This window comes from Vibrio sp. V15_P4S5T153, assembly GCF_963874485.1.
Lineage (GTDB): Bacteria > Pseudomonadota > Gammaproteobacteria > Enterobacterales > Vibrionaceae > Vibrio > Vibrio anguillarum.
In genome coordinates this window covers 330,873-355,435 of sequence record NZ_CAWNHR010000017.1, presented here as the reverse complement: position 1 = coordinate 355,435, position 24,563 = coordinate 330,873, and the positions used below count along the sequence as shown (strand labels likewise).

Annotated in this window: 27 protein-coding genes and 17 tRNA genes; 8 read left to right on the top strand and 36 right to left on the bottom strand. The window is 36.4% G+C overall.

Annotated features, from left to right (window positions below; all coding sequences use genetic code 11):
- Nucleotides 1-79: 79 nt before the first annotated feature.
- Nucleotides 80-1,186: a radical SAM protein gene (locus tag AACT42_RS12265; RefSeq protein ID WP_094133715.1), complete on the top strand. Its 1,107-nt coding sequence runs from the start codon at nt 80-82 to the stop codon at nt 1,184-1,186.
- A gap of 45 nt (nt 1,187-1,231) precedes the next feature.
- On the opposite strand, the gene AACT42_RS12260 is transcribed toward AACT42_RS12265, so the two are convergent.
- The 4 genes from AACT42_RS12260 to AACT42_RS12245 all read right to left on the bottom strand — a co-directional run bounded on the left by AACT42_RS12260 (nt 1,232) and on the right by AACT42_RS12245 (nt 4,919).
- On the bottom strand, nt 1,232-1,516 hold the full coding sequence (locus AACT42_RS12260) for an HU family DNA-binding protein (protein ID WP_094133714.1): 285 nt from the start codon (nt 1,514-1,516) through the stop codon (nt 1,232-1,234).
- 64 nt (nt 1,517-1,580) lie between these two features.
- Nucleotides 1,581-2,240, bottom strand: a complete 660-nt coding sequence (locus AACT42_RS12255; protein WP_094133713.1) for a hypothetical protein — start codon at nt 2,238-2,240, stop codon at nt 1,581-1,583.
- 137 nt (nt 2,241-2,377) lie between these two features.
- Nucleotides 2,378-3,844 carry a hypothetical protein gene (locus tag AACT42_RS12250; protein WP_141193254.1) on the bottom strand — a complete coding sequence of 489 codons (1,467 nt, stop codon included), beginning with the start codon at nt 3,842-3,844 and terminating at the stop codon, nt 2,378-2,380.
- A gap of 196 nt (nt 3,845-4,040) precedes the next feature.
- Nucleotides 4,041-4,919, bottom strand: a complete 879-nt coding sequence (locus tag AACT42_RS12245; protein ID WP_094133711.1) for a hypothetical protein — start codon at nt 4,917-4,919, stop codon at nt 4,041-4,043.
- A 98-nt stretch (nt 4,920-5,017) separates the two neighbouring features.
- Between AACT42_RS12245 and AACT42_RS12240 the strand changes: the two genes are divergently transcribed.
- Together AACT42_RS12240 and AACT42_RS12235 are read left to right on the top strand one after the other, a co-directional pair.
- Nucleotides 5,018-6,376, top strand: coding sequence for a hypothetical protein (locus AACT42_RS12240; protein ID WP_094133710.1), 1,359 nt, complete (start codon nt 5,018-5,020; stop codon nt 6,374-6,376).
- 155 nt (nt 6,377-6,531) lie between these two features.
- Nucleotides 6,532-7,146 carry a hypothetical protein gene (locus tag AACT42_RS12235; protein ID WP_094133709.1) on the top strand — a complete coding sequence of 205 codons (615 nt, stop codon included), beginning with the start codon at nt 6,532-6,534 and terminating at the stop codon, nt 7,144-7,146.
- A gap of 71 nt (nt 7,147-7,217) precedes the next feature.
- On the opposite strand, the gene AACT42_RS12230 is transcribed toward AACT42_RS12235, so the two are convergent.
- The 3 genes from AACT42_RS12230 to smpB form a co-directional block, all read right to left on the bottom strand.
- Nucleotides 7,218-7,856: an OmpA family protein gene (locus AACT42_RS12230; protein WP_176432220.1), complete on the bottom strand. Its 639-nt coding sequence runs from the start codon at nt 7,854-7,856 to the stop codon at nt 7,218-7,220.
- A 626-nt stretch (nt 7,857-8,482) separates the two neighbouring features.
- Nucleotides 8,483-8,848 carry a hypothetical protein gene (locus AACT42_RS12225; protein WP_094133706.1) on the bottom strand — a complete coding sequence of 122 codons (366 nt, stop codon included), beginning with the start codon at nt 8,846-8,848 and terminating at the stop codon, nt 8,483-8,485.
- Nucleotides 8,849-8,909: 61 nt separating this feature from the next.
- Nucleotides 8,910-9,356 (bottom strand): SsrA-binding protein SmpB, encoded by a 447-nt coding sequence (smpB, locus tag AACT42_RS12220; RefSeq protein WP_094133705.1) that lies wholly within the window; start codon nt 9,354-9,356, stop codon nt 8,910-8,912.
- Between the two features lie 99 nt (nt 9,357-9,455).
- Here smpB and AACT42_RS12215 point away from each other — a divergent pair, with 99 nt between their 5' ends.
- From AACT42_RS12215 to AACT42_RS12205, 3 genes are all read left to right on the top strand, one after another.
- Nucleotides 9,456-11,717 (top strand): hypothetical protein, encoded by a 2,262-nt coding sequence (locus AACT42_RS12215; RefSeq protein ID WP_141193232.1) that lies wholly within the window; start codon nt 9,456-9,458, stop codon nt 11,715-11,717.
- Between the two features lie 44 nt (nt 11,718-11,761).
- Complete coding sequence (locus AACT42_RS12210) at nt 11,762-12,130, top strand: hypothetical protein (protein ID WP_094133456.1); 369 nt, start codon at nt 11,762-11,764, stop codon at nt 12,128-12,130.
- Nucleotides 12,131-12,235: 105 nt separating this feature from the next.
- Complete coding sequence (locus AACT42_RS12205) at nt 12,236-12,949, top strand: hypothetical protein (protein ID WP_141193233.1); 714 nt, start codon at nt 12,236-12,238, stop codon at nt 12,947-12,949.
- A gap of 60 nt (nt 12,950-13,009) precedes the next feature.
- Here AACT42_RS12205 and AACT42_RS12200 read toward each other — a convergent pair whose 3' ends face one another.
- Nucleotides 13,010-13,459: an NUDIX hydrolase gene (locus tag AACT42_RS12200; protein ID WP_094133458.1), complete on the bottom strand. Its 450-nt coding sequence runs from the start codon at nt 13,457-13,459 to the stop codon at nt 13,010-13,012.
- A gap of 152 nt (nt 13,460-13,611) precedes the next feature.
- Nucleotides 13,612-14,022, bottom strand: coding sequence for a GatB/YqeY domain-containing protein (locus tag AACT42_RS12195; RefSeq protein WP_094133459.1), 411 nt, complete (start codon nt 14,020-14,022; stop codon nt 13,612-13,614).
- Nucleotides 14,023-14,095: 73 nt separating this feature from the next.
- Between AACT42_RS12195 and AACT42_RS12190 the strand changes: the two genes are divergently transcribed.
- Nucleotides 14,096-15,061, top strand: a complete 966-nt coding sequence (locus tag AACT42_RS12190; RefSeq protein ID WP_094182822.1) for a hypothetical protein — start codon at nt 14,096-14,098, stop codon at nt 15,059-15,061.
- Nucleotides 15,062-15,088: 27 nt separating this feature from the next.
- On the opposite strand, the gene AACT42_RS12185 is transcribed toward AACT42_RS12190, so the two are convergent.
- From AACT42_RS12185 to AACT42_RS12080, 22 genes are all read right to left on the bottom strand, one after another.
- Nucleotides 15,089-15,164, bottom strand: a tRNA-Phe gene (locus AACT42_RS12185).
- A gap of 4 nt (nt 15,165-15,168) precedes the next feature.
- Nucleotides 15,169-15,244: transfer RNA gene (locus AACT42_RS12180), tRNA-Met, on the bottom strand.
- Between the two features lie 3 nt (nt 15,245-15,247).
- Nucleotides 15,248-15,323: transfer RNA gene (locus AACT42_RS12175), tRNA-Ala, on the bottom strand.
- A gap of 7 nt (nt 15,324-15,330) precedes the next feature.
- A tRNA-Thr gene (locus tag AACT42_RS12170) sits at nt 15,331-15,406 on the bottom strand.
- A gap of 1 nt (nt 15,407) precedes the next feature.
- Nucleotides 15,408-15,484, bottom strand: a tRNA-Lys gene (locus tag AACT42_RS12165).
- A 38-nt stretch (nt 15,485-15,522) separates the two neighbouring features.
- Nucleotides 15,523-15,599: transfer RNA gene (locus tag AACT42_RS12160), tRNA-Asn, on the bottom strand.
- A gap of 5 nt (nt 15,600-15,604) precedes the next feature.
- A tRNA-Ile gene (locus tag AACT42_RS12155) sits at nt 15,605-15,681 on the bottom strand.
- 7 nt (nt 15,682-15,688) lie between these two features.
- Nucleotides 15,689-15,764: transfer RNA gene (locus AACT42_RS12150), tRNA-Asp, on the bottom strand.
- Between the two features lie 5 nt (nt 15,765-15,769).
- Nucleotides 15,770-15,845, bottom strand: a tRNA-Cys gene (locus AACT42_RS12145).
- Between the two features lies 1 nt (nt 15,846).
- Nucleotides 15,847-15,922, bottom strand: a tRNA-Phe gene (locus tag AACT42_RS12140).
- Between the two features lie 4 nt (nt 15,923-15,926).
- A tRNA-Met gene (locus AACT42_RS12135) sits at nt 15,927-16,002 on the bottom strand.
- A gap of 3 nt (nt 16,003-16,005) precedes the next feature.
- Nucleotides 16,006-16,082, bottom strand: a tRNA-Met gene (locus AACT42_RS12130).
- 6 nt (nt 16,083-16,088) lie between these two features.
- Nucleotides 16,089-16,164: transfer RNA gene (locus AACT42_RS12125), tRNA-Thr, on the bottom strand.
- Between the two features lies 1 nt (nt 16,165).
- A tRNA-Lys gene (locus AACT42_RS12120) sits at nt 16,166-16,242 on the bottom strand.
- A gap of 38 nt (nt 16,243-16,280) precedes the next feature.
- A tRNA-Glu gene (locus AACT42_RS12115) sits at nt 16,281-16,356 on the bottom strand.
- Between the two features lie 4 nt (nt 16,357-16,360).
- A tRNA-Lys gene (locus AACT42_RS12110) sits at nt 16,361-16,437 on the bottom strand.
- A 4-nt stretch (nt 16,438-16,441) separates the two neighbouring features.
- Nucleotides 16,442-16,518, bottom strand: a tRNA-Asn gene (locus AACT42_RS12105).
- 298 nt (nt 16,519-16,816) lie between these two features.
- A complete protein-coding gene (locus tag AACT42_RS12100; RefSeq protein WP_254918650.1) occupies nt 16,817-16,942 on the bottom strand; it encodes a hypothetical protein in 126 nt (41 codons plus the stop codon).
- A gap of 396 nt (nt 16,943-17,338) precedes the next feature.
- Nucleotides 17,339-18,439, bottom strand: a complete 1,101-nt coding sequence (locus tag AACT42_RS12095) for a hypothetical protein (protein ID WP_094133283.1) — start codon at nt 18,437-18,439, stop codon at nt 17,339-17,341.
- Between the two features lie 58 nt (nt 18,440-18,497).
- Entirely contained in the window at nt 18,498-19,292 is a 795-nt protein-coding gene (locus AACT42_RS12090; protein ID WP_094133284.1) for a helix-turn-helix domain-containing protein, read from the bottom strand.
- A gap of 67 nt (nt 19,293-19,359) precedes the next feature.
- Nucleotides 19,360-19,824, bottom strand: coding sequence for a hypothetical protein (locus AACT42_RS12085; protein WP_085762444.1), 465 nt, complete (start codon nt 19,822-19,824; stop codon nt 19,360-19,362).
- Nucleotides 19,824-20,123: a hypothetical protein gene (locus AACT42_RS12080; protein ID WP_094133285.1), complete on the bottom strand. Its 300-nt coding sequence runs from the start codon at nt 20,121-20,123 to the stop codon at nt 19,824-19,826. The genes AACT42_RS12085 and AACT42_RS12080 overlap by 1 nt, the downstream gene beginning before the upstream one ends.
- A gap of 160 nt (nt 20,124-20,283) precedes the next feature.
- Here AACT42_RS12080 and AACT42_RS12075 point away from each other — a divergent pair, with 160 nt between their 5' ends.
- Nucleotides 20,284-20,976, top strand: coding sequence for a hypothetical protein (locus AACT42_RS12075; RefSeq protein ID WP_094133286.1), 693 nt, complete (start codon nt 20,284-20,286; stop codon nt 20,974-20,976).
- Nucleotides 20,977-21,017: 41 nt separating this feature from the next.
- Here AACT42_RS12075 and AACT42_RS12070 read toward each other — a convergent pair whose 3' ends face one another.
- The 5 genes from AACT42_RS12070 to xseA are packed head-to-tail and all read right to left on the bottom strand — an operon-like array spanning nt 21,018 to nt 24,462.
- Entirely contained in the window at nt 21,018-21,761 is a 744-nt protein-coding gene (locus AACT42_RS12070) for a hypothetical protein (protein ID WP_094182821.1), read from the bottom strand.
- Nucleotides 21,762-21,790: 29 nt separating this feature from the next.
- Nucleotides 21,791-22,294: a dihydrofolate reductase gene (locus AACT42_RS12065; RefSeq protein ID WP_094182820.1), complete on the bottom strand. Its 504-nt coding sequence runs from the start codon at nt 22,292-22,294 to the stop codon at nt 21,791-21,793.
- Entirely contained in the window at nt 22,291-22,716 is a 426-nt protein-coding gene (locus AACT42_RS12060; protein WP_038129189.1) for a hypothetical protein, read from the bottom strand. Before AACT42_RS12060 ends, AACT42_RS12065 begins: the two co-directional genes overlap by 4 nt.
- Nucleotides 22,706-22,921: a hypothetical protein gene (locus AACT42_RS12055; RefSeq protein WP_038129191.1), complete on the bottom strand. Its 216-nt coding sequence runs from the start codon at nt 22,919-22,921 to the stop codon at nt 22,706-22,708. The genes AACT42_RS12060 and AACT42_RS12055 overlap by 11 nt, the downstream gene beginning before the upstream one ends.
- Nucleotides 22,922-22,971: 50 nt before the next feature.
- A complete protein-coding gene (gene xseA, locus AACT42_RS12050) occupies nt 22,972-24,462 on the bottom strand; it encodes an exodeoxyribonuclease VII large subunit (protein WP_141193279.1) in 1,491 nt (496 codons plus the stop codon).
- Nucleotides 24,463-24,563: the final 101 nt, after the last annotated feature.

The window sequence follows — 24,563 nt, the reverse complement described above, 5'->3', positions numbered from 1 at the left end:
AAGTCTGCTGTTCAGTTCCATGTCATAGTTACATAGTGTATCATTAGTTTGTTTAATAAAAAATAATTTGGAGTCAAAAATGAAGCAACCTTTGCTTTTTATCAATGTGACAAGGCAGTGTAATATTAACTGCCCTAGATGCTACCTCACAATTGAGCAGAGAACACGTAAGGAATGTATACCTTTCGAATACATAGACAAAGCACTTTCTGATCCGTTTTTTCTAGGGGATGATATCGAGCCTATCATTGCTTGGGAAGGTGGCGAGCTTACTTTAGTTGGTCAACATGTACTTCGCGACTACATGCAGAGGGTAAGAGATAAATTCCCTAAGGTTAGACAAACAATGGTTACTAATGCCTACAACACTCCTAATTGGCTTATTGACCTATGTCGCGAGTATATGGATAACCATTTCGAAGTAACATATTCAATGGGTCATAAATTCACGCTTGATGGCTCAAGCGAGAAATATCAAGAACGCTTTCTTCGCTCTATTCAAAAGGCAAGAAAGGCTGGTATGTCTGTGACTGTGAACGTCGAATTGAACAAAGAAACCTTTGAGGCTGGTGCTGGCGCTCTAGTCGAAATTATGAGGAAAAGTGATGCGAAAATTTGGGAATTCGACGCATCTGTACAATTTGATAAGTTTTTAGAAAGTCCTCTTTACAACCATATGATGTACCCTGTACTTCCACTTTCAATCAATTACGATCAATTCTCTAGCTACTTGATTGAACTTGTTGATAAGTACGGTCATGAGCTTCAAGAAATGGGTATTCAATCAAGTATTTTATGGCATTCACAGACCCAGGCTAAATCTCAGTTCTTCAATGTTAAGAACTCGGACATGATGTTTACCTTAAATCCAGATGGGACTGTTGTAACAGACGTTCTCTGGTGTGATATGGGCGCAATGATCTTAGGGAACATTAAAGACCAAAAAATTAGTGATTTTATGGATCACCCTATCAGAAGAAAACACAGCCGATGGGAAAATAAACTTCGCTGTAAATCATGTGTAAACTGTGAATACTACCATTCATGTCAAGGTGGACCATCACACGTACCAGTTTACGATGGTGTGACAAATGAATGTGCAGGCGCGAAGAAGCTTTATCAGTTTATGGAAAAGTACAAAGGACCATATGATTCTGAAAACCAAATGTTTGATCCTGTGAAATAAAAAAAACCTGAGCAATGCTCAGGTTTTTTATTGATAATTTCTGCGTTATGCAGGATTATTCAAAGTTTCATTGAAGAAATTAGACTGGCGGTATCTTACTCGGAATGATCGTCCAACATGAACTTTTTCACCTGTTTTAGGGTTACGACCTACACGTTCATCATACTCACGAACTGACATGCTACCAACACCGCGAATTTCCAATCTTTCACCGTTCTTAAGACCATCTTTGAGCACATTAAAGATCGTATCAACACCGTGACGAACTTTGTTTTTTGACATATCTGGAAGTTTACTTACTATATTTTCAGTTAATTGTGATCTGTTCATTTTCTTAATCCTCATTAGAATATTTATCTTTTAATATTATAGACTTAGGTTTTATTTTCATTTTTTACAATGTTATTACTTGCGCCCTATTCGAGTCAAGCAACTTTTCAACACTTTTTCTAGTTAAAATACTATCAATTAAGGATTTTTGGAAGATCTTAGCCTGCTCTTTCACCTTCTCTTCGATCTCAAGCTCTTCTTCATCAACAATAAAAACAAACCTACCCTCAATCGGGTCATATTTCATAACTGTTTTACCATCAGAGAGAGTCAACTTTTCTCTTTTTGACTCAACAATAATCGAAGGATCTTCTACAGGGTTATCTTCGTAAAATGCTCTCACTTCGATTGGGCTATTCCCTGTTACAAACATGTCAACTACCCACAAACGATCTGTAAGATTGAATTTACGATTGTCGTCAATTTCAACAATATATTTACCTGATGAATCAATCAATAAAGATGAGAAAGAGCCACTTGAAATTTTCTCAGCGTTAGCTGAGTTATCAAATATTAAGTCATAACAAACCGTTACCAGCTCATCTTTATCTTTCTTTGCAAGCTCAGACTCATAAGCTTCCCTATTCGCTTCATCTGAAATATCCCCTGACTGAATCCAGGATTCTACTATTGCCTTAGATAACTTATCCAAACTAAAAGTGTTATACAAAGTGCTATACACTTCGCTCATCACATACTCTTGTAGGCTTTCTATTTCATTCATTGTCTTTACTTTCAAATTAATTTATTTCATATTATTTTATGCTATTGATAGTAAAATTTAAATTACTTTAACTGTTACATTGTCACTGCCTTTAATGGCATAAAAAAAACCACCGAATTCGGTGGCTTTTTGGTTATCTAGTACAAGTGAATTTCCGAGATTCGTCCATTCATTGATACGGCTTCATCGAAATATGGTGAGTTTGACACATCTATTGAGTGGAAGCTGTTCTTGCTATCCACCGCCAATATTTTGTCAACCAAACCAATTAGCACCGAACTCTTATCGATCATAGACAAGATATGTTTCACCATTGCTGGGTTTTGACAAGCCGCTCCATCATGCACAACGCCTTTACTATGTAGCAAGTGCGCTAGAACCTTAACCACAACAGATGGTTGCAGTTGCATTGCTGGATGATCAGACTCAGTATGTTCTGATCGTTTGGCTTCAAACAAGGATGATGATGCCATATCTGTTATGACTCTACAGATATCTGGTGATAGTCCCAACTCTCTTCCGAACGTCACATTAAGAGTATCTGAATCGACACCAAACAAGCTTCTAATGATACTTGCAATGTGCTGATGTTGATTGACACTCATATAGTCTGTAAATCGGTTGAAATCTGAAAACTCCAAACAAGAGAACAAAGCTAAGTCACTGAAGTTATACAGGCGAGATGCTAAACGCATTTCGTCTAAATAGTCATCAGATAGACCAGTAAATGAATCACAATCCGACATCATCTCAATAATAGTGTACAAATAATGAACCATTTTTTCGTGCCTCGTTGTAAAGAACGCCTGCTCATTACAATCAATAACACTAGCCTGACTCATCCATAGAAGCATTTCATTTAACTCTTCAAGGCTAAAACATCGTGATAGACGAGAAGGTGTTAAAGGTTCCCTGACAGCTTCTAGCTTAGAGCCACCCTTGATTTGGCTAAATTTCACCGCATTACAATAAAATGTAATAGACTTTTCACACAAAGATCGAATATCGTCTTGATAAAAATCACTATCAATCAAGATCTCTATCTCATCTTTGACTCCAGCAGTTATCGGCAAGATATCATATGTCTTGTCAGAAAACTTGAAGCCACTTTCATTGATAAGACATCTACGCTTCTTAAATGTACCAGAAACCAAGCTGCTTTCATGATTAAGTGATGAGGTGATATCGCCTTTTAGGTAATCGCCAAAGTAGCTGTTAAACTTATCTGGAGAGCACCATAAAGTATCCATACCAGTCTTACTGAATTTATTATCCCTTAAATTAACCATATCCTCCTGAAACACAGAAAGATCAATGATTGTTTGACAACCTTCATTGTTTAAAATCGGATAAGCCCTAGAAACAGAATACGCGTAACAATGGTTTGTTATCCTGTAATCCGCCGATAATGATAATTCGCCAACTAACTCCTTGACTTTTTCAAGTGAAACCAACCTTTGCATCGGAATGAGGATCTGATAGTGCCGACCGCTCTTTCCCGTGAGAAACACTGCGTGGAGAGCATTATTTGGTCTTGGGATAACACTGTATCCAACACCTACGTAAGACTCTGTCGCAGATTTATTTATTGCTATTTTTTGCACATCAACCTCTAATGAACCTGATATGGTTTATTTTCGATTTGATAATCGAAGCGCATGTTATATTAATTAGTCACTTAGATCAAAGTTTTCTCTTACAAATTGTCGAAAAATATCCGACACACATCACGGAATTCTCTAGAGAAATGCAACGTTTTGCATAAAAAAGCCATGTAAGTGATTGTATATCTGAAAAATCCTATTTAACTGTACGGATTATCTGATATTTGCAGGATGATATCACAGCGAGTGTTGTTCTCGAAGTCTCAATATTAGTTTTCACATTATCCCAAAAAATGTCCGTGTCAGCTAATGAGTCAATAGAGTTGATAAGGTCGTCAATATATTGACTTAAACTCGATAAGTCTTTTGTTTTATATAGGCTATCGTGGTTAATCGTTTGCTTTTCCGTAATTGACACATGCCTTGATACCCACTCATCGAGAAACTCACTTCTGCTTTTCTTACCCAGCTCTAACAAGAAATTATTGGATTCATGAATGTATGAGTAATAGCAGATATGCGCCAGCGCAAGCTGAATATTATTGCATATTCCCATCAACTCAAGCAGTAATAAGCCACTTTTAATTTTATAGTGACAGCTTTTTGCAATAACAATTGAGTTTTTAATGTACTTACAAATATCCCCTTCATCAAAGGGGGCATCATCAATATATTTATTATTGATTTTACTAATTGTGTCGCGGTACATCGTTGAAGTTTCTGAAAGCCCTCTAAACTCTTTAATCAGCCTAGCTTTATACCTAACCATTAACCTATTATAAAATTTCTCAGAAAGTCGCTCCTTCTCTTTCCTTAGCCCGTTTACTCTTGAGTTTTCAAACTCTTTTTCTATCCAGTAACTTGCTGTATTGAGAACTTGTTCACAAAATTTAATATCATCTAAACCTTCTAAATAGGCAGCTAAATCGCTTTTTGTGTTTTTTAATCTATAAAGCATCGTTTTCTTAATGATGACCTTATCATTATCGGTGATACCACCAACACCAAGACCGAGTATAAACCCAATCTTCATCATATTATCATCGATTAAGCTTTCAATTCTTTTATTGTTCACAGGAGGGTGCGCTATTTAATATTTATTACAATGGTTTAAAAAACATGATATCTTATAGGTTGCACTCTATCAACAGCAAAAAAATAAAGAGAAAAGAAATGAATGGAGCAGAATTTTTAAGTAATTTAGAACAAATAAATAGACCTGTAAAATCCATTAAAAAGATTCGAAAGGCATTATTAAATCTGAAAGAAATTGATCTTATTGACACTCCTGTAATGACATCTATTGAGAGAGACGATCTCATTCTGAAAGGGAAAAGCTTAGCTGGAACAAAATACAGCTACAATATCCTATCTGGTGTTAAACCTATCCATACTCTTGGTTTTCTAAGCGCGATAGTAATTGGATCACCTACTCTTGCACTGACTAGCTCAGTCATAATTTCTAGCGCTTTAACATCAGGTGTTTTTTATTCATCATTCAAAATGAGAAAGGCATGGATCAGAGAAAGAATAGAACTCCTTTCTGAGCGAAAGGAATTTAAAAACGAAATAAATATCATAGCCGAAGGCATAAAGTATCTTGAAAGCTTAGAATTGACTTATAATCTAGGCTCAATTAAGCAGACCACATTCAAAATTCTTCATACTACAGATGAAATCTCTGCTGGAGAGATTATAACTCTTGTTGATGAGTTGGAAAAAGCATTCATTTTTAATGAAGAGATCGGTTTCTTAAGAGAACAAGCATTTGATGAATGCTATGTGCCACTCAACTACAGATCGGATGATGAAAATCTAAGTAAATTAGACTTCCTCACTATTGAACCAAACTACAAAACTGTCAAACAAGAAGCAGAACAGGTTCAATCAGAATTTGAGCAGCTAATAGACAGACCGTTCAAAGAACGTGATGTTGACGCTGTAAGGTTATCTAAGACACTTGCAGAAGCTAAGAAGGAAACACCTTTAGTTAAACATAAGTCTGAGCCAGACACAGAACATTCTCAATCAAATAACGATAGCCACGAGGGGGTTTCTAAGGCTTCTGTTATTGCTACTGGTGTGGCTACGGGTATCGCGATAACAGATAGTATTTCCGATAAGAGCGAAGAAACAGTTGATAATGATTCTGAAGCTGATAGCACACCATCTATTGATACTGATAGAAAAGAAGAAAATCAAGATTCTGGAAGTGATGAACTAAATACAAATGATCTAAATACTGAGATTCCTCAGTATGATTTGGATAAAGCTGCAAAAGCTGAAGACGAGTCTTCAGCCATAGAACAACGTTTTGTCTCTGAACAGAGTCTCTCTGAATTACTTTCTTCTGACGAAGATGAGGAAGATGACGAAAGTAATCTGGGTGATGATTTTGGTGATATTGAGGATGAACTTGATTTTGATTTACACGCTTCTGCTAGCGCACCTGATATAGAAATTGATGATGATTCAGATGATGGTCTATCCGAAGATGAGTTAGGTTCATTATTAAATGGTTTTGAAGACTAATCTATAAGCGGCTAATTGAGCCGCTTTTCTATTACCTTACCATTCATTAAAAGACTTGTTTTAATGGTGCTCAAACTATTGTTTAATTTGGGCATTTTTATTGACTTTTCACTATAATGCTGATAGCTTATTCTCTGATTATTTGAGGAAGCTTGATGAACATCACTATTAATGCTGACAATTCTTTGCGTCTATGTCCTATAAGAACCACTGAGAAAGATTTCGATGACATGAAGAATAGAGTAGCTTCCTATGTAAGAGTTGGAATAGATCCAAGACATATTATTAATGGCTATTTAAGTAAAGAAGATATAGACAGTCAACACAAGGTACTTCAATTGCTAGTGTCCCTTGCTCTATATGAACAGGTAATAAGTATGAGCGACTTAAATAATGATGTATCTTTATTTGTTAATCCACTAACCCTGGACATAAACAAATACAATCCAGACCAGGATTTGGTAGTAAATGTTATAAAGTCATCTGGCGAAAAGCTCGATTTTTCATTCAAAACAGATGAGTTTGTAAGATTTGCTATTGATTCAATGGGTTTGTCTGACAGCGACTTAGTCCCTGAAGATCTTCCAGCTAATTCCATTCTTTTTCATTCTGTATCTGTTGTAGCTAGAAACAACTCGCAGATGTTTGGTGAACAGATATCTGATGGAAAAGTTTCAGTCCTTCTATCTGAATGTAGACCAATGCTAATAAACAATAGCTCTACTGTATGCAGCCTTCATACAGCAAGCACCCCAAGATTACCACATTAAAAAAAACCGCACAGATAAACTGTAGCGGTTTAACATATTCATCAAAGATGCAAGCGTATCTTGCATCTTTCTTATTTGTAAAACTGTAGCTCGACTCTACGGTTACATGCTTTACCTTGACTGGTTTCATTATCGCAAATAGGTTGGCTTTCTCCAGCACCCTCAACCTTAATTCGACTGTAACCGACTCCATGAGATGCAATGTACCTAGCTACCTCATCAGCACGTTCCTGGCTTAGCTTTTGATTATGATCTTCTTTACCTGATGCATCTGCATGACCAGTTACTGAAAGCTTAACATCGCCAAACTCTTTCATTACTTTAGCCACACTTCGCAGTGTTGGTTTGGCTTCATAACTTAACTCCTTAGAGTTAACTCCAAAAGCTAAGTCACTCTCCATCACTAGAGTTAATTTACCTTCTTCTTTTGAAACCTGCACACCAGTTCCGACAAGTTCTGATCTCAGGGCTTCAGCTTCAGCATCAAGGTTTACACCTTCAATTCCAGCAACGATAGCTCCGCCAATACAACCAATAGCTGTGCCTCCACCAGGAGCAACTACAGTACCAGCAAGTCCACCAGCGGCACAACCCATGACAGATGATGATGACTGACTAGTAGGAACCTCATCACCAGTATATGGTTCTTCACGCGTTAACTGACACCCTGAAAGCGCCATGAGACCTGTAGCAATTAAAGCTAGCTTCATACCATTTTTCATTATAAACTCGATTTATATTTATTTATTTATTTAAATAAATATACAATGAAAAAAATACTGAAACAAGACATATGAATAAGAATTTGAGTTTTTTTATTATTTGACATATAATTACCTTCTTTATAACGGAGAATTTTATGTCTTGTTGTAATTTACTTCAGGTTTCGCCAAACTCTTTATCGGGGCAGTTCTTCGGCAATATTGATTACATATCTTTCGATTTTAAGTCGATAATTCACTCTCTTTCGAATCCTCAGTGGTTTAGACCCACAAGTTCAAAACCAAGTAATGATGCCATCTTAAGTCACTCAAAGCTATTATCCAAACTATTGCTATCATCCACTTTTAATATCATGGTGATTGATTTCAATAACTTTGACACTCTCGAAAAAATAAAAGCTGATTCTCTTTATCATTCAATACATAACTTTGCAGAACTACACAATATAAGTGTTGTATTTGCTGTCAACACATATAAAGTTCACATGCAAGGACTCAACGGGATTTTTGACCTTTGGGGGTTTGACGAGATTGTAGCCAATATGTTCATAAAAGACATGAACTCCAAACCTATCGGTTTAGAGTTCGAGACTTACAGGATTAATCATTTAACATCAATTTAGAATTATCTGAAAATAGCCTATACAGCTATCCTTATGTCTTTCTTTATCTTCTATGAGTGAGTTTATGTATCGCTCTGGCGGTATAGAAACGAATTTAACATTGCGATCCTGGATGTTGAAGCTAAGCGTTTTATCCATACCGCTGTCTATGAACGTCTTGACACATAGTGATAAAAATTCATTCACATTACGGGGGTTTTCAAACGGTACGTAAAGTATTTCAAAGCCTAGAAGTCTCTCTATGCCATCGCTATAGTAAGCAATTAGTTCGCCATCTTCTTCAGATGTTTTTGTGCAGAGATACCTATTTAGATATTCTTCTATCAGTGATGCCGTAATCTTTTTTTGAGAAAACATGAAAAACCCTTAGTAATGAAACTAAGGGTATGTTATATCAGCGAAAGCGACAGTGCAAAGATTACCTTACTTTAAGGTTTCTCTTCTGCTCCATATCCTGCGATTTCTTTTTCAGACTTTCTCGCTTATCGTAATTATTTTTGCCTTTAGCCAAAGCAAACTCGACCTTAAGCTTTCCATTTTTCCAATAAACAGAAGTCAGTACGCATGTCATACCCTGCTTGTTGATATCGCCTACAATTTTGGCAATTTCTTTTCTGTTAAGCAGTAGTTTCTTGATTCTTAACGGATCTGCTTTAACGTGCGTACTAGCCATAGACAGTGGTTCAATGCGAAGATTGCTTACAAACATCTCCCCGCCTTTTTCGAAAACATAGCTTTCCGTAACATTAATTTTTCCTTCACGTAAAGCTTTGACTTCCCACCCTTCTAGGCAAACACCTGCTTCAAATCGATCCTTTAGGTGATATTCAAAAGAAGCCTTTCTATTCTTTGCAATCGCTTTCATTATTAACCTTTTTTTATAAAAATCTTTCAGTATTGATAGTTATGTTACTATGTGGTACATTCCCGTTCTTTTAAGTAATTCTCAATAACAGATACTATCGTGAATCGCATAATCTTATATGTAAACATAGCTTTAACTATGGTTGCTACTATAGCCATAAGCCAAGTTTTTTTAAATTCTATTTTAAATGAAGAGTCAATTGTTGACTCTGAGTTATACTACATCTCTAATAAAATAAATACAATACCTTATAAGGAAAAACATAAAGAAATTCAAGCGATTCTTGAAAGCAGCATACTTTCAAAAAGCGGGTATTATCTCGAATTCCGTGAAAAGGATACCCCATTAATCAGAATCAACCCTGATAAACTACCTGCACAATCAAGCAGTAGCTTTAAGAACTTTATAGACAAGATTTTCGGAAGAAACCTATCAAAGTCATATCGAGTAAGTCAGCAAGCAACAATCTATGTAAATGGTAAGTTATTAGATATTACATTCTCTAAATTTTTCCTAAGCAGTACTCAACTACCATTCATATTGATTGCAGTCTGGTACGCAATATTTTCCATTTACTCCGCAATTGCTTACCGAGATGCAGTAAATTATATCCATAATGCTAAAAACTCTCTTATCAAAGGCTTACCTATCAGGACATCTAGAAGACATGTTTCATATAACATATTCAACGAGATAGAAGCTTTTATTGATGAGATTAAAAATAAACATCAATGTAACATTGATTACATAAAAATGTCATCAAAGAATGAGATCATCAATCTCCATAATCAAAATGATGAAATTAATAATCAGCTTGATCATATGATCTTAGAAGCCTCTTCCCTTGCTTCTTCTCAAAAGAAACTCATCAACAATCTAATGATGATGACTGAAGAGCTAAAGGGAAGAACTGCTGATAAGGACAGCACCCTAACCATTATACAGATGGAGCGTATGCTTAACTCATTGATGAGTAACAATAATAATTTTATCGATGCTCACGACATTTTAAGGAAGAAATTTGAGCCAATTGCTCAAGACTTTTTCTATCTTAGTGATGAATGTTGTATCAGCATCAATACGATTGCAGATTTGAACAGCATTGATATTTTCTATGTTGAGCAAACTGACATTCCTACTGAATTATTCATTAATAGCGCTATATTCAGAGATACACTACTTGAAATGGTTGAGCACGAGGCTTCAAGCTCGTTTACTAAATCAATTAATGTGTCAGTGAGTTATATTGACAGCCAGGATAGTCACTTGCTCATTGAGGTAAACACATGCTTCAATGGAACTGGACTGGTTTCGTACACAAGAAACCATCAACCCAGCTTTTCAAACCTACAGAAAAGCTTAAAAGCCATTGGAGGCAATCTGAAGTGCAAGTTCATTACAGACCATAATCAGAATAATTTAACTGTTGAGATACCAGCAATTCAAACAGGTAATGAAAGCTCATTGTATAAATCAACCCTGCTTAAGCTTTCTGATAAACAGACAAACATCTTGGTGATCGACACTAATCCGTCTACCACCTTTATTCTTACATCTAAGCTTCGTAAGCTTCTGTTCAACTACAAGAAGGAATCATCCATTCAACGCGCAAAAGAGCTGAATCAAGAGTTCGATGTAGTGTTTGTTATTGATGCACAAAATAATCAGAGCCTTATCTCTCAATCAAGAGAAATTGCTAGCCTGATCGTTGGCATCGAAAACACCTACTCACAATCAAAGCTTGATGAGATCCAGAGAAGAACGGACATTGATGTCGCACTCCCGTTAAACATTCCTTACGGAAGGCTGACAAACTGCCTAATGAAATGTGCAGAATATTGCTGCACAACAATCAAAAATAAGAGGGTTCTAAATGAATTCATCGCTACTGAGAGCTTATTGCATAAGCTCTCTTCAGATAACAACAGCTTTCAAGTAACAGGTAAACCAACATTCGCACTTGGCAATAGCGTAGTAGAATCAGTTAAAGCTAGGAAGAGTGTCGTTAGTGGCAAGCATGTGCTTGTTTACTCTCGTGACAGTGAGGATATGGGACAAATGTCTCAAGTTTTGTCCTCAATGGGAGCAACTTGCACTAGCACAACCAGCTATAATGAACTATACTCCTTCGCAATAAGTAGTGACGTGGATTGCATTTTTATCTGCTTACACTCACCACTGAAAGAAGAGTATGATGTTATTTATAAGCTTAAAAGAACACTGAGTGGGGAAAAGCCCTCGTTTTATCTCTTAGGTGCTCAAATTCCGAGCATACAAGATGTTGAGTTTTTGAATATTTTTAGATCCATATTGATCTATCCTATCACTCAGGATAAGGTTACAAAGGCGCTAAGCCAATAAATTCTCAGAGGTTAAGTCAACCTCTACAAGATGAGAGAAAAGTCATGCTAAGAGTAGTTGGAGATAATGCTAGTTACGAACAACACTGTTCTAACTATGAAAACTCTCCTTACATGATCCTTTTGAGTAGTGAAGCCTTAGAACAAGTAAAATCGGTTCAGCTACTACCTCTTAATGGCACTTTTGAATTCAATGCATTAGTCCGAATCAGCAACGACTATCGCTGGCATTGGATTACAGACCATATATCAGACATTGATTTTATAACCGAAACAATTTATCAAATGATAGACAGACATTTATCTCTATTCCCTGAGGATGAAGAAGTGTTCATCGATTGGAAGCGAGAGTTAAAAAATACAGATAGAATTGAAACTAATGGCATATCATTAATGTACGAAGAATTACACTAATAAAAATCCAGCACCAGATGCTGGATTTTTTAATATTACCTTGCTGTTAATTTTGTTTTTTGTAATACTCTCTTTGTTATTAACTAATAAAAAACAAAGACATTTATGAAAAAGACTATTATTTGTATGGCATTAGCCGCATCAGCAATGTCAGGTTCAACCCTGGCAAACCAAGACAAACCAGCAAATCCATTTATTGATCTAAATACTGATATTGTCGATATTTATCACGACTATATCCAAGCAAGCTACAATGTAAATGAGTCTCAGAATGGATTTTCTGTAAAAGCCAGCAAAAGCCTGAATCGATTTATGTTTGTCGATCTAGGCTTGAACTACATTGATCCAAAAGAAGAAGTAAGTGCTAACAGCTATGGAAAATCTATCGAAGTTGGTTTTGGTCTTAACTACCCACTTCCCATACCTGTAGATGTTATGGTCGCGGATCTGTACGTTAGAGGCTTTGGTCACTACTTAGATTCTGGCAATTACAGCTACAAAAATGTAAATATTGATGATATCAACAGAAGTTTAATTAGCAGTAATTCATACGGCGCAGTTGCGGGTATTAAATCTAACTTCGGTAGTGATAGCTTGTACCTAAATCTTTATGGTGGATTTGAGGTGAACAGCTTTACAGATAAAGTTGACTTTAAAGACAAAGACAACAAAGTAATTAATGATATTGATGATGAAACACTCCCAATTTACGGTGCAGAGCTTGAGTTTTTGATTGGCAAGAAAACATCATTAATCTTTGGTGGCGAGCATCGTCTAGATGAAAACTCTCTAAAAACATCACTAAGATACAGCTTCTAACTAAAAAGGTGCTTCATAGCACCTTTTTACTTTTAAGCCTACTGACAAGAGAGCTTCTGACTAAAACCGACTTATCAAGGTTTTGATTTCTGATTCAAGCTTGAAGTTGAGCAATGTATGCATACTTCTACATGCTCTATCTTTCATTTCATCAATATTTACCATTTCGTAAAAGTCTGCCTCAGGAACTTCATACTTTAGCTCATCAATGAATGTGCTTCTACACTTCAACTCTTTCACATCAAGAGAATCCACTTTTAGTATGTAAAGGTACAGATCTTTAAACTTATTGTAAAAAAACCAGCCGATATCAATAAGATCTTCTTCTTTTACTACCAAGCCTGTTTCTTCTTCCAGCTCGCGTACCGCCGTTTCTTTGGTGGTCTCGCCAGGATTTTGCGTACCTTTAGGGATATCCCAGTGATCTTGACCCGTCACATGCTGCATTAACACTAAATTGTTACTATCAACAACTATAACACCGCATGACAGCTTCTTTTTTTCTATCATATAGCTCTCAATCCTTTATTTATTATTCGATTTAGTGAACCGACTCTTTATTATTCATCAAAACACCTAAAAAATAAAGACATCTATATAAAATTGTTAACAGTATTTTCATTCAAAAATAAAAAAGGCGCGACAAACTGCCGCGCCTTTAATTAAAGCATTTCTCGTGCAATCTTACTTGCCATAGGCTTTTCAAACTTACCTGGATACTGTTGAGAAAGCTGTTTCATAGCATCCCCAATCGTTTCGAACTGTAGTTCTGACATTACCTTCCTTAGCTCGTCTTCACCCATCACATCAGGCAATAGAGTCTCTAAAAAGGCAATTTCCGCTCTAAGATTTGCACACTCTTTGTTTTCTAGCAGATCTTTATTAGCTGAAATTGTTTTATTGATACTATCAAAGATAGCAGCGTCAGAAGGCTCTGCTCCAGCGGATCCCCCTACTAAGCCATCTTTAGTATTTGCCATGCTTAGCACGTATGGTATCAAGCGTTTTGCAACACTGTCTTTTTCCTTGAGCGCTCTTACTTTTTCATTTCTTAATCTTTGATGCATGTTCATTTTATTGACTCCTTTTGTATTTAACGTATCATAAATCAATTCCAATTGAATTCAAAATAAAAATTAAGTATTTATGAAAAATCCAATACCTTTATTAAAAAAAGTTTCAACCATAATCAGTTACAATCTAGATTTTTTCAAAATGCTAGGTAACTGCATACTTTCAGCATGTTTAATTATCTATGCTGCAAACGTATGGCCTGTAATTGACGAACTACTAACCCTAAGCGAAAAAAGCTTAAAAGCAGGTGTAATTTCCACGTCCACCCTTACAATTCTTATTTTGTGTTCAACTTTATTTTTGAATTTTATACTAAGACTCGTTGGTCTGTTTCAACATGGCTTAGCGGGAATTACGGCTGTTAAAATCTCTGTTGAGATTATGCTAATGTTATCTGTAATTTCGTTCGCTAGTCGCGATTCGGTCTCAGTCATAATTGACCAACCAGAAAATCAGGCAATTATTTTATTCCTGTTAATTGTGTTTTGTTATCTGTTCAACCCTTTAAGACTATTCGAAAGAACAAGCTCAGATATGCAAATTGCAACTGCTGTAAAATACGTAAAATCATTCGATGACTCTCAATCCCGTCTTATCGCTTATCATGAGTGCGGTCATCTTATCGCCTATCTTGATTGTCTTGGAGATCAAGAAGACAATGGGCTTAATATTTACACATCAAAAGAAAGAGGTTGTGTTTACACTCCTAATAGCCATCTTTTGACATATGAGCAACATATCTACCTTTGCCTTGCTGGGTACGCAGCAGAATTGCTATACATGCCTTCTCTCGCTAACAACTGGCAGACATTTAGACAATCCTCTGACTATCAAAATGCTGCTAAACTAATTTATGCTATTAAAGGTACAGAAGAACCTCTTCATGATGATGAATTTGATTTGTATATGAAGCACACAATTGAGATTTTAGTCAGAAATAAACTATTATTTGAGAAGTTTTTTGATGAGGTTTTAAGCAAAAAAATACTATTGAGTAATGAAATTTACGAAATAAAAAGGGGCTTTGCCCCTCAATAACGACTTTTTACTTTTGCTTTGTTTTTATGGTGCCTCGAAGTGGAGTTGAACCACTGACGCGAAGATCTTCAATCTTCCGCTCTACCAACTGAGCTACCGAGACAAATTGGATGCGAGAGAGGGAATCGAACCCCCGACCTCCAGGATATGAACCTGGCAAGCTAACCTCTGCTCTATCTCGCAGACTGGTGGAGGCGAAGGGAATCGAACCCTCGACAATTGACTTGCTAAGCCAGCACTCTACCTACTGAGTTACACCCCCAATAAAATGGAGCCTAGAGGCGGATTTGAACCCCCGACCTGCTCATTACAAGTGAGCTGCTCTACCAACTGAGCTATCTAGGCATGGTTCCCCTTGCTGGACTCGAACCAGCGACCACATGATTAAAAGTCACATGCTCTAACCAACTGAGCTAAAGAGGAATTATTTCCGAAGTGCTCTCGTAAAAGCACTTGAGAAATGGCGGGTGATCCAGGATTCGAACCTAGCACCTGTTGGTTAACAGCCAACTGCTCTAACCAGATGAGCTAATCACCCAGATTTGGTTCCGCCTGCTGGACTCGAACTAGCGACCTTACCCTTATCAGGGGTATGCTCTAACCAACTGAGCTAAGGCAGAATTGTAATGGCGGAGATGACGGGGATTGAACCCGCGACCTCTTGCGTGACAGGCAAGCGTCATAACCACTAGACTACATCTCCAAATGTGGAGCACTGTGGCAGATTTGAACTGCCGAATAATGGATTTGCAATCCACCCTCTTAACCGCTTGAGTAACAGTGCATGGTGCCTCAGAGTGGATTTGAACCACCGACGCGAAGATCTTCAATCTTCCGCTCTACCAACTGAGCTACCGAGACAAATTGGATGCGAGAGAGGGAATCGAACCCCCGACCTCCAGGATATGAACCTGGCAAGCTAACCGCTGCTCTATCTCGCAAAATGGTGGAGATGGAGAGAATTGAACTCCCGACATGCAGCCTATGAAACCGCCGCTCTAACCAACTGAGCTACATCTCCAAAATATGGAGCCTAGAGGCGGATTTGAACCCCCGACCTGCTCATTACAAGTGAGCTGCTCTACCAACTGAGCTATCTAGGCATGGTTCCCCTTGCTGGACTCGAACCAGCGACCACATGATTAAAAGTCACATGCTCTAACCAACTGAGCTAAAGAGGAATTATTTCTGAAGCACTCTCGTAAAAGCACTTTAGAAATGGCACTGCCAGCGAGGATCGAACTCGCGTTACAAGCTTGAAAGGCTTGTGTCCTAACCAACTAGACGATGACAGCGCAATGGTGTGTCGGGCAGGAATCGAACCTGCGACCTACGGGTTAAAAGCCCGTTGCTCTAACCTACTGAGCTAACGACACAAAATGGCGGGTGATCCAGGAGTCGAACCTGGCACCTGTTGGTTAACAGCCAACTGCTCTAACCAGATGAGCTAATCACCCATAATTTATAAGACAACTAAAATCTAATTGTCTTATAAATTATTTTTATTCCTAAAAATAATTTAAGGTCGCCTTGGTTACAAATCAATCTATTCCCATAAAATATGTCTGAAATAGTCGATTTAGCGACCTAACCCGAATCAAATTTACAAATATATATTCTCAATTCGAATTATTACATTCCAAGTTGTTAAAGAACAAAAAAGCCCAGTGAAACCTTAGGAAGTCTCACTGGGCTAATCATAGCTTACGTGTAGTTTGAGACTTCCGCCTCAAACCTTTTTAAGTATGAGGCAAATCAAGTTGTAATTTCGATCTTATTATCCACATTCATTTTTTCCGCACAGCAAATATCAGTCACAATTGCGTTAAACATCGCATTGCACTTCTCAATTTTTACTGTCGTAAATGTCGTGGTAAACATAATAAAATCCTGATAAATGGTTTTTTAGATATAAAAAAGTCAGCTTAGCTATTGCCTCGCTGACTCTATACAAGAAAATCTTGAAATCTTTGAGGCAACCCTCAAAGATACAATTATCCTGAAGGTTTAAATATTGCTTTTACAGTCAAATTTCTTAGCTGTGTTCTTCTCACAGGCAAACATATTGTCTGTGTTTGTTTCAATCGTATTTTTCGCGATGATAATAAACATAACATTACCTGTGAGTTAAAAAATGGTTTAAGTGTTAGGCTCTTGCCTTCCGATGAGTTAATAATAAACCTAAAAGTTTTTTCAGGTCAACACTTAATTTCATATTTTTTATGTTTTTTTTGATAAAAAAACAAAGAGAGTCAAAAAGCCCCTTTATTCAATAACTTACAAAACTTTGTTTTTTGCGTTTTTTTCGCCAAACTTATAGTTTTTTAACTTAAAGTTGTTTTGTAGCCGCTCTTCCAACACACCCTTATCATTAAAAACTAGCTCTCTTCCCTCATAATACCAGGTAGATGTTCCACCTATTGGTTGAGAAAGATCGTATTTCACAGATGGGTCAAACAACTTGTAAGGATTAAATCTAGTAGATTTAGAGTGTTCAGTGCGGTCAAATTGATAATTGTATTCTACTCTTTCTGGAGAACCTAGACAAAGAAACACTTCAACCTTGTTCATACCATAATTAATTTCGCTAGACTTAATGCTGGAGTGATGAGCCTTACGAACTAAAGGCGACTTCAACGGATCTTTGTATACAATTCTGTTGATATCAAAAGGTACATTTACCCTTTCACCATCATTAAGTCTAACCACAAAACTAAATTGTGATTCATCTAATCCATACCCCGTATTTAACGAGTAATCAATTTTCTCAACTTTCAACGGTTGGTTATGTGGTATTCGAATCGTATCAGAGCTGTTTGTTCCATATACCGAGGTATTTGTTTTGTCAGCCCCTCGCCCTAAGACATAAATCGCCTTACCCACATGTTCTTCAGCAGTTCTCAAATCTGAATTATGGATTAGCTGTAGTTGCGATTGCATTTGTCTAAATGGAAAAACGCCATCCCTATCATCATTATTCTTATCAAATACTGATGCAAAATTTCCGAATTCAGGAATAACGACTTCAATCGATTTACAATTATCCAGAACGCCAGAATAAACACGATAGTGTCGAAGCTTGCCAGGCTCATTAGGGTCTTCATCTGTTTTTGAAATGAAGCGGGTTGTGTCGATTTTTAAATCACGACCATAAACGTCTGATTCAGTGAGAGGTGTCTCTTGATATCTTTCATACAGGTATGAGTAAGAATCTTGGGGAAGATTATTCATTCTATTATTGAACTTGAGTTCGGCAGAGACGTTCCCTGCTTCGAACTCAAACCCACGAATAACTTTGTAATTGCATTCGCTTGCGAATGCTGAAGATGAGATAACGCCAATAGCTAAAGCTATAGTCGTTTTGAGAAATTTATTCATTGAATTACCCGTTTATTATTAATTTGAGTAATATAATGGCATAAATAAATTTCCAATTCTAGGAGTTAATAACCAACTCTATTCTTTTTTGCATATCTGAAGATACTTCAATGCCGTTACATTGTAACACGCCCATCATATCTTTAATTAGCAGTACTGCATCACTTTCCACCTTATCTGAAGTTTCCATAACTTCACTATCAATCTCTGCATCAGGAGAAAGTTCTGTAACCGTACAAGAGAAAGCTGTAGCAAGCTTAATTAGTAATTCATTATTTACAGGAGCTTTACCATTAATGATCTGCGAGAAACCCGCTTGTGTTTTGAGTCCAAGCTTTGACTGACAGAATTCTTGTTGAGTCATACCTGTCATGTCTTGGTATTCGTGCCATCGCATTTTAATGTTTTTAGCTACATTTTTCAATTTTTCTGAGCTTAATCCACATTCGCTTGAGCGCTTTTCCTTTAAGAAGCTTTTGAATTCAGCATGATTAAAATCATACTTAATCATTTGAGGCTCAACATCCAGTCCAGAAGCGATCTTATCAATTACGCTGTCACCAAGTGGGAGTGTACCTTTCAAATAAGCTGAGAAATTTGAAGTTGTAGTCCAACCAATGCTTTTACAAAAAGTGCTACGTGTAACGTTTTCTCTTTCGGAATACTGCTCCCAAAGAAGATTTAAGTTTTCTCTGGCTTTATCCTGAATTTTTGATTCAATAAGTGACGCTGAATCACACTTGCTCAGGTATAATGCATTTAAAATAGAGCCTACTGTTCGATTTGTAGACATATTGTTCTCGTTTATTAGAAAATCTTTTACTTCACCACTTTGTATTGCTAAAGCTTTCATTAAATTCACCAATTTATTTAATTAATTAATAAATATTTATTCGTTATTCATTTTAAATTTATGGGGGTTAGTAAGGTAGTTCGTCTTTGTATTCGAACATATTTTCCCCATCTCTCAACTGGTTATGTTGTTGAGACTCTTGATAGTCTGACTGTGGAGACTGGTATCTTTGCTGTTGCGCTGTTGAATTGCCTAGTGCTTTTGATTCATTAATATATTTAGCGCCTAGTACAACTTTCATATCAGCTTGATTGCAAGAGAAACCAAGCCCAACAAATCTATTTGTGTTTATTAAGTAATGCTTTCCAGATAACATAACAATAGCGCCTATCCCAATAAGCCCTTCATTTATTACATTTTCTAGACTGTTTTTATTAGGGGAATAAATATTGCACTGATACCACTGATCTACAGATCTGCCATTAATGAAGTCATTAACGCAAAGCGGAACCTTTATAAAGTATCCATTTTTTCCTTGTTTTATTTCAGGGTGCTTTCCAACTCTACCTAATATTACCGTATTCTGAGACATTAATTACCTACTGCATTAACTAATTGTAATTTAATTGGTTCATGTTTTTCTTCATTCTTTTGGATTTCACTAATCATACTAAGAAGCTCTACAGACTCACCTCTTAAAGATTTCGGTACACCTTTAGATTGAATAAGTAAGTTTTTAATCAAATCAGAAGATTCAACTAACAGGTCATTAAAAAGTTGAGCTTTTTCACTATCACTTAATAATGATAAAAAATTGCCTAGTTCATTGGTGCTGGCATTACCTGAGCCTACTAAAGACGCGCAGCTAACTAGCCTTAACTTATTGTCCATATTATTTATTTTCTTTGATTTTCTGATGCTTCAGAGCATTATAACGAGATAAATATTTTCTGCAACCCCCTGATATAAAATTTCTTATATGCATTCTTGTGCTCAGTATACATAAAATGATAAAATATAATCAATTAAACAATAATAAAGGCAAAAAATCATGGCAAGCTCAAGAAACACAATCATAGCTAAGCTAAGCACTACGCAATCAAATGTGAGAAGTGTTCGTATCAATGTACATCCAAAGTACAATGAGACCGACTCTGGATATCCTATTACAATTTACGAAACACTAAACAGTAGAAATCTACCTCCACAGAAAGCATTTTTAAATCTAAAAGCTGGTGGAAATGATCAATGGCTATCAATTAGCACATCAGCTCGTGCAACAAACGAGAATGGTGATTATAAGCTAGCTCCAAAGAGGAATGAACAAGGATGCCTTGTTAATAGAAAGGGCGATGTTGTTCAAACTGAAGAAGAAGCAGCAAGATCTTTTATCTATGAAAAAGAGGATGGGCGTAGCTTCAATATAGAGCTAGGCACACTATCTATTAAAAACACTAACGCTGAAGGTCAACCAACCAAATGCACCCTGATAAACGCTAAACTTTACAGCGATAAAGAAGCTATTGCGATCAGACAAATGATGAAGGAAGCTAAGAATACTCCAGAAGAGTATAGGCAATCTCAATATGATAAGATTTCTGATTACAAACGTAATCATGGTGATTGGAAAACTTTGTTCATTTCAGAAGGTCATGATTTCCTAAGAGGTTTAGGATTTGAAGTAAGAGAAAATACTCCTAAAAACCAGCCTGGTAATGACTATAAAGACGACATTCCCTTCTGATTTATTATAATTAATAAAAAAGACTGCGTAGCAGTCTTTTTTTACATCGCAAGCGATGAAATCCGATTGGCTTCTTTCTTCTTCGTCTTTAACTCATAGACATTCCGCTTGTCTATTGTTACTACATTACCGATATTAGCGTCTATTTTATTAAGATCTTCTGTTGTACAAAACATCCAATCCATATGATCTTCTTCAATTTGGATGAGTCCTTTTGAAGAATACCATTGCAAAAGCTTTTCTCTGCTTTTTTCAGGATTCATTCCTAATGTGCGATATTGGTACGAAGAACTTAGGTGAGAGCATAGCTGTAATGGACAAGCTTGAAGCACCATTAAACCAAAGTGTTTTCCGTAGTGCTCAGGGAAGAATTTCAGCAAGTATTCACCAAAACCTTTACCCAAGAACCTTGGCTTTACTTTTAATTCCTTAATAAATATTACATTTCTTTTTATTTCTTTATTTGAATTTTCTAAATGAGATTTTACAGAATCATGAAATTCCAGATCCAGCTTGTTTGTTCTGTAATCGTAAGTATTATGCTTAGAAAGCCATGAGAAAGCTGTGGAAAACTCGCTATCTGCTGATGCTGACCTAGACATAACTGATAGAGGATTCCCTTCTACTAGCAATTTCTCTAATTCAAAGCACAAAAATTCCACTTCGCAAACCACTTCACCAGTTCCATTTTGCATAAGCTGCGCAACATTATTGGTGAGATACCCGTAACTATTTCGAACCTCTGACAAAACAGTAAGCTCTATTTTTTTAAAAATGCTTTTCATGAATTTATTTATTAATGATTTAAGATTTTTTACTTTTTCAAATACTCAGAAAAAGTTAGTTTTTCATTTTTTCCTGACGTTGACCAACTTAGAACCCACTTTTCGGCATCAATAATCGGAAAGAAGGTATCAGCATCCTCAACAACCACATCAACAACAGTAACCAACAACCGATCTGCTATTGAAATCGATTCTTTATATATCATACCTCCGCCAATAACAAGTAATTCTTTGAAATTATTATCTCTATAAACCTTTGTTATTGCGTCTGGAATTGAAGCTATTCCGCAAACTGTTACAAACCCTTTTTCCGAAAAAAAGCTCTCATCTTTTTCACTACAAAGAACAAAATTATGTCTATTTTTAAGAGGTGCTGAGTTGGGCAAAGAACGAGCAGTCCTTGCCCCCATGATGACGGGCTTGCGCATAGTGTTGGTCTTGAAAAACTCCATATCTTCACTGAATGAGAACAGCAAATCATTCCCTTTGCCAATGGCTAAATTTTTAGATACGCAAGCTATAAGTGTTATCATTCAATAACCACTCCCTGATAGTTACTAATCGCATAAAGTTGTGTGCCAAGATTATTTTGCTTAATCTCTTTTTTTAGTGATTCTGTTATTTCAGCACTATATGCAAATTTTCCGTTGTAGTAAACGTAAGCCCTACCTTGGAACTCATAAGTTAAAATTAACCCCTTTACAGTGCCTAACTCCCCGACCCCATCATGATAATTTAGCATACCTGATGAATCACTATACATCTTTTCATATACTGAAATGTTTTCGTAGTCACCATTTGTTCTAACTTCAAAGTCTGAAATAGATAACGCTGCACTTGATAAAAACACTCGGTTTGAGAGTCCCGTTAGCTCTTTATATTTTGGGTCAGCAAATGAGCTTGTTGAAGCTGTCATAAGCACAATGCCAGCTATCATCATGTGTTTAAGTTTCATTATTATTATTCTCCAATAGTTGTTTTCTTAGTTGTTCTACTTGGTTTATTCTTTCTCTTAACGTTTTATCAATGTCTAATGTCTCAGATAATAATGGAGCAACGATATCCACATCTGGATTAGTCATATTCTTTTCAAATTCTTTATGAATTTCATCTAATCGATTCGATAGCTTTGAGTAATTTGTTTGTTCTAAGCCTGACATTTACTTATTCCTTACATTAGTAAAACAGAATATTACATCCCGTTCAATATTTAATCTTGCTTGCTTAATTCGATTCTAGGGAATTCACGAACTTTTTCAATTTGGTTAATACCCACTCGCACGATACCATCAGACAAACTAAGTTTAGCTTCCCCTTCTTTTAGGTCATTCACGCTAGTAACAAGCGTCTCATCCTGATTCAGTAATGAGTATCCCTTATTTAAGATAGCAATAGGATTATTCATCATGATCATCATTAGCTTTTCTTTTCGAATGTTATCCGCTGAAACAAGAGTATCTTTCGAGATCGATGATATTGATGTGATTTTTTGATCTAGGGTGTTTCTTGCCCTCTCAATCACGACTGCACTATTATCAATAATTCTTGAAACCTTACCGTCCAACGCGCTCTTTGCAAGTAAAACGCTTTTTTCAGACAAACTTATGATTCGTTCAAAATTTCGAGCATCCTTCTCTGATGATGAAATGATTATATCTCTAATCATATTTACTACCATTGAAGGTGTGGCGCATCTGGTATGTGAAATTTCATCTATAATTGTATTGTCTCTTTCATGCCCAATACCGCAGAATATCGGTGCGTTAAGGCATAACAAAGATTTAGCTATTTCATACTCATTTAAAGCATACAATCCTGCTTTATCACCACCACCACGAATCACGCATACCGCATCGAATGGATTTCTTTCATGATCAGCATTTATCTTACTAACTGCTGAAGTGATCGTGTTTATGGAATTATTCCCCTGGAAAGTTGCAGAATAATAACTGAATTTACATAGACCCAAACTATCCAAAAGTGATGATTGCGTCTTAAAGTCACCCAAGCCAGCAGCCATATCTGGAGATAGAACAGCAACTCTGAAAAAGTTATCTGGTGCCTTCATTCTCTTGTTGTTAAGAAATATTCCCTCAGATCTTAATCTATCTCTAATTGCATTTAGCTTTGCTTCCATCTCACCGATAGTAAATGATGGGTTGATATCAATGATGTTCAGACTTAAGCCGTACTTCTCACTGAACTCAGGTTTTACACAGATAAGAACCTTCATGTTATGAGCCAGTTTCATGCCTGTTGAACGATCAAATTTGCTAATGATGTCTTTTCTCTTGCTCCAAATCATACCTCTAGCTTTCGCCAATTCAGACCCATTCGAATCATAATCGGAAAGTTCTAGGTACACATGTGAACTACCAGTAATATTTGAAATTTCAGCAGTAAGCCATGAGCCTTCAGTGAAGGTTTCTTCCATGAGGTTTTTGATTACACCCAAATATACTGACAAGCTTGATGGCTTATTGCTCTGCTTGTTCAGCATATGCTGAAACTTGGGTGTCCACCATTTCTTGAAAACTGTAACATCGATGCCTTTTGGTACGTACCAACAAACAAACGCACCATTACTTGAGTAAGGTAAAGCACCTAGTCTTTTTGCTTCTTCACGCTCCCCATATGGGACTTCGAGCCGTAATTTTCTATCTAGAATCATTGAAATCTCCATTTTTGGTAAATTATACATGAAATCTATCCCGTAAACCACTGATGATCATAATCAATTGATAAATTATCAATTTTTATCTTTCATACTATATGCTTTTGATGTAACATTGGTCAGTCTTT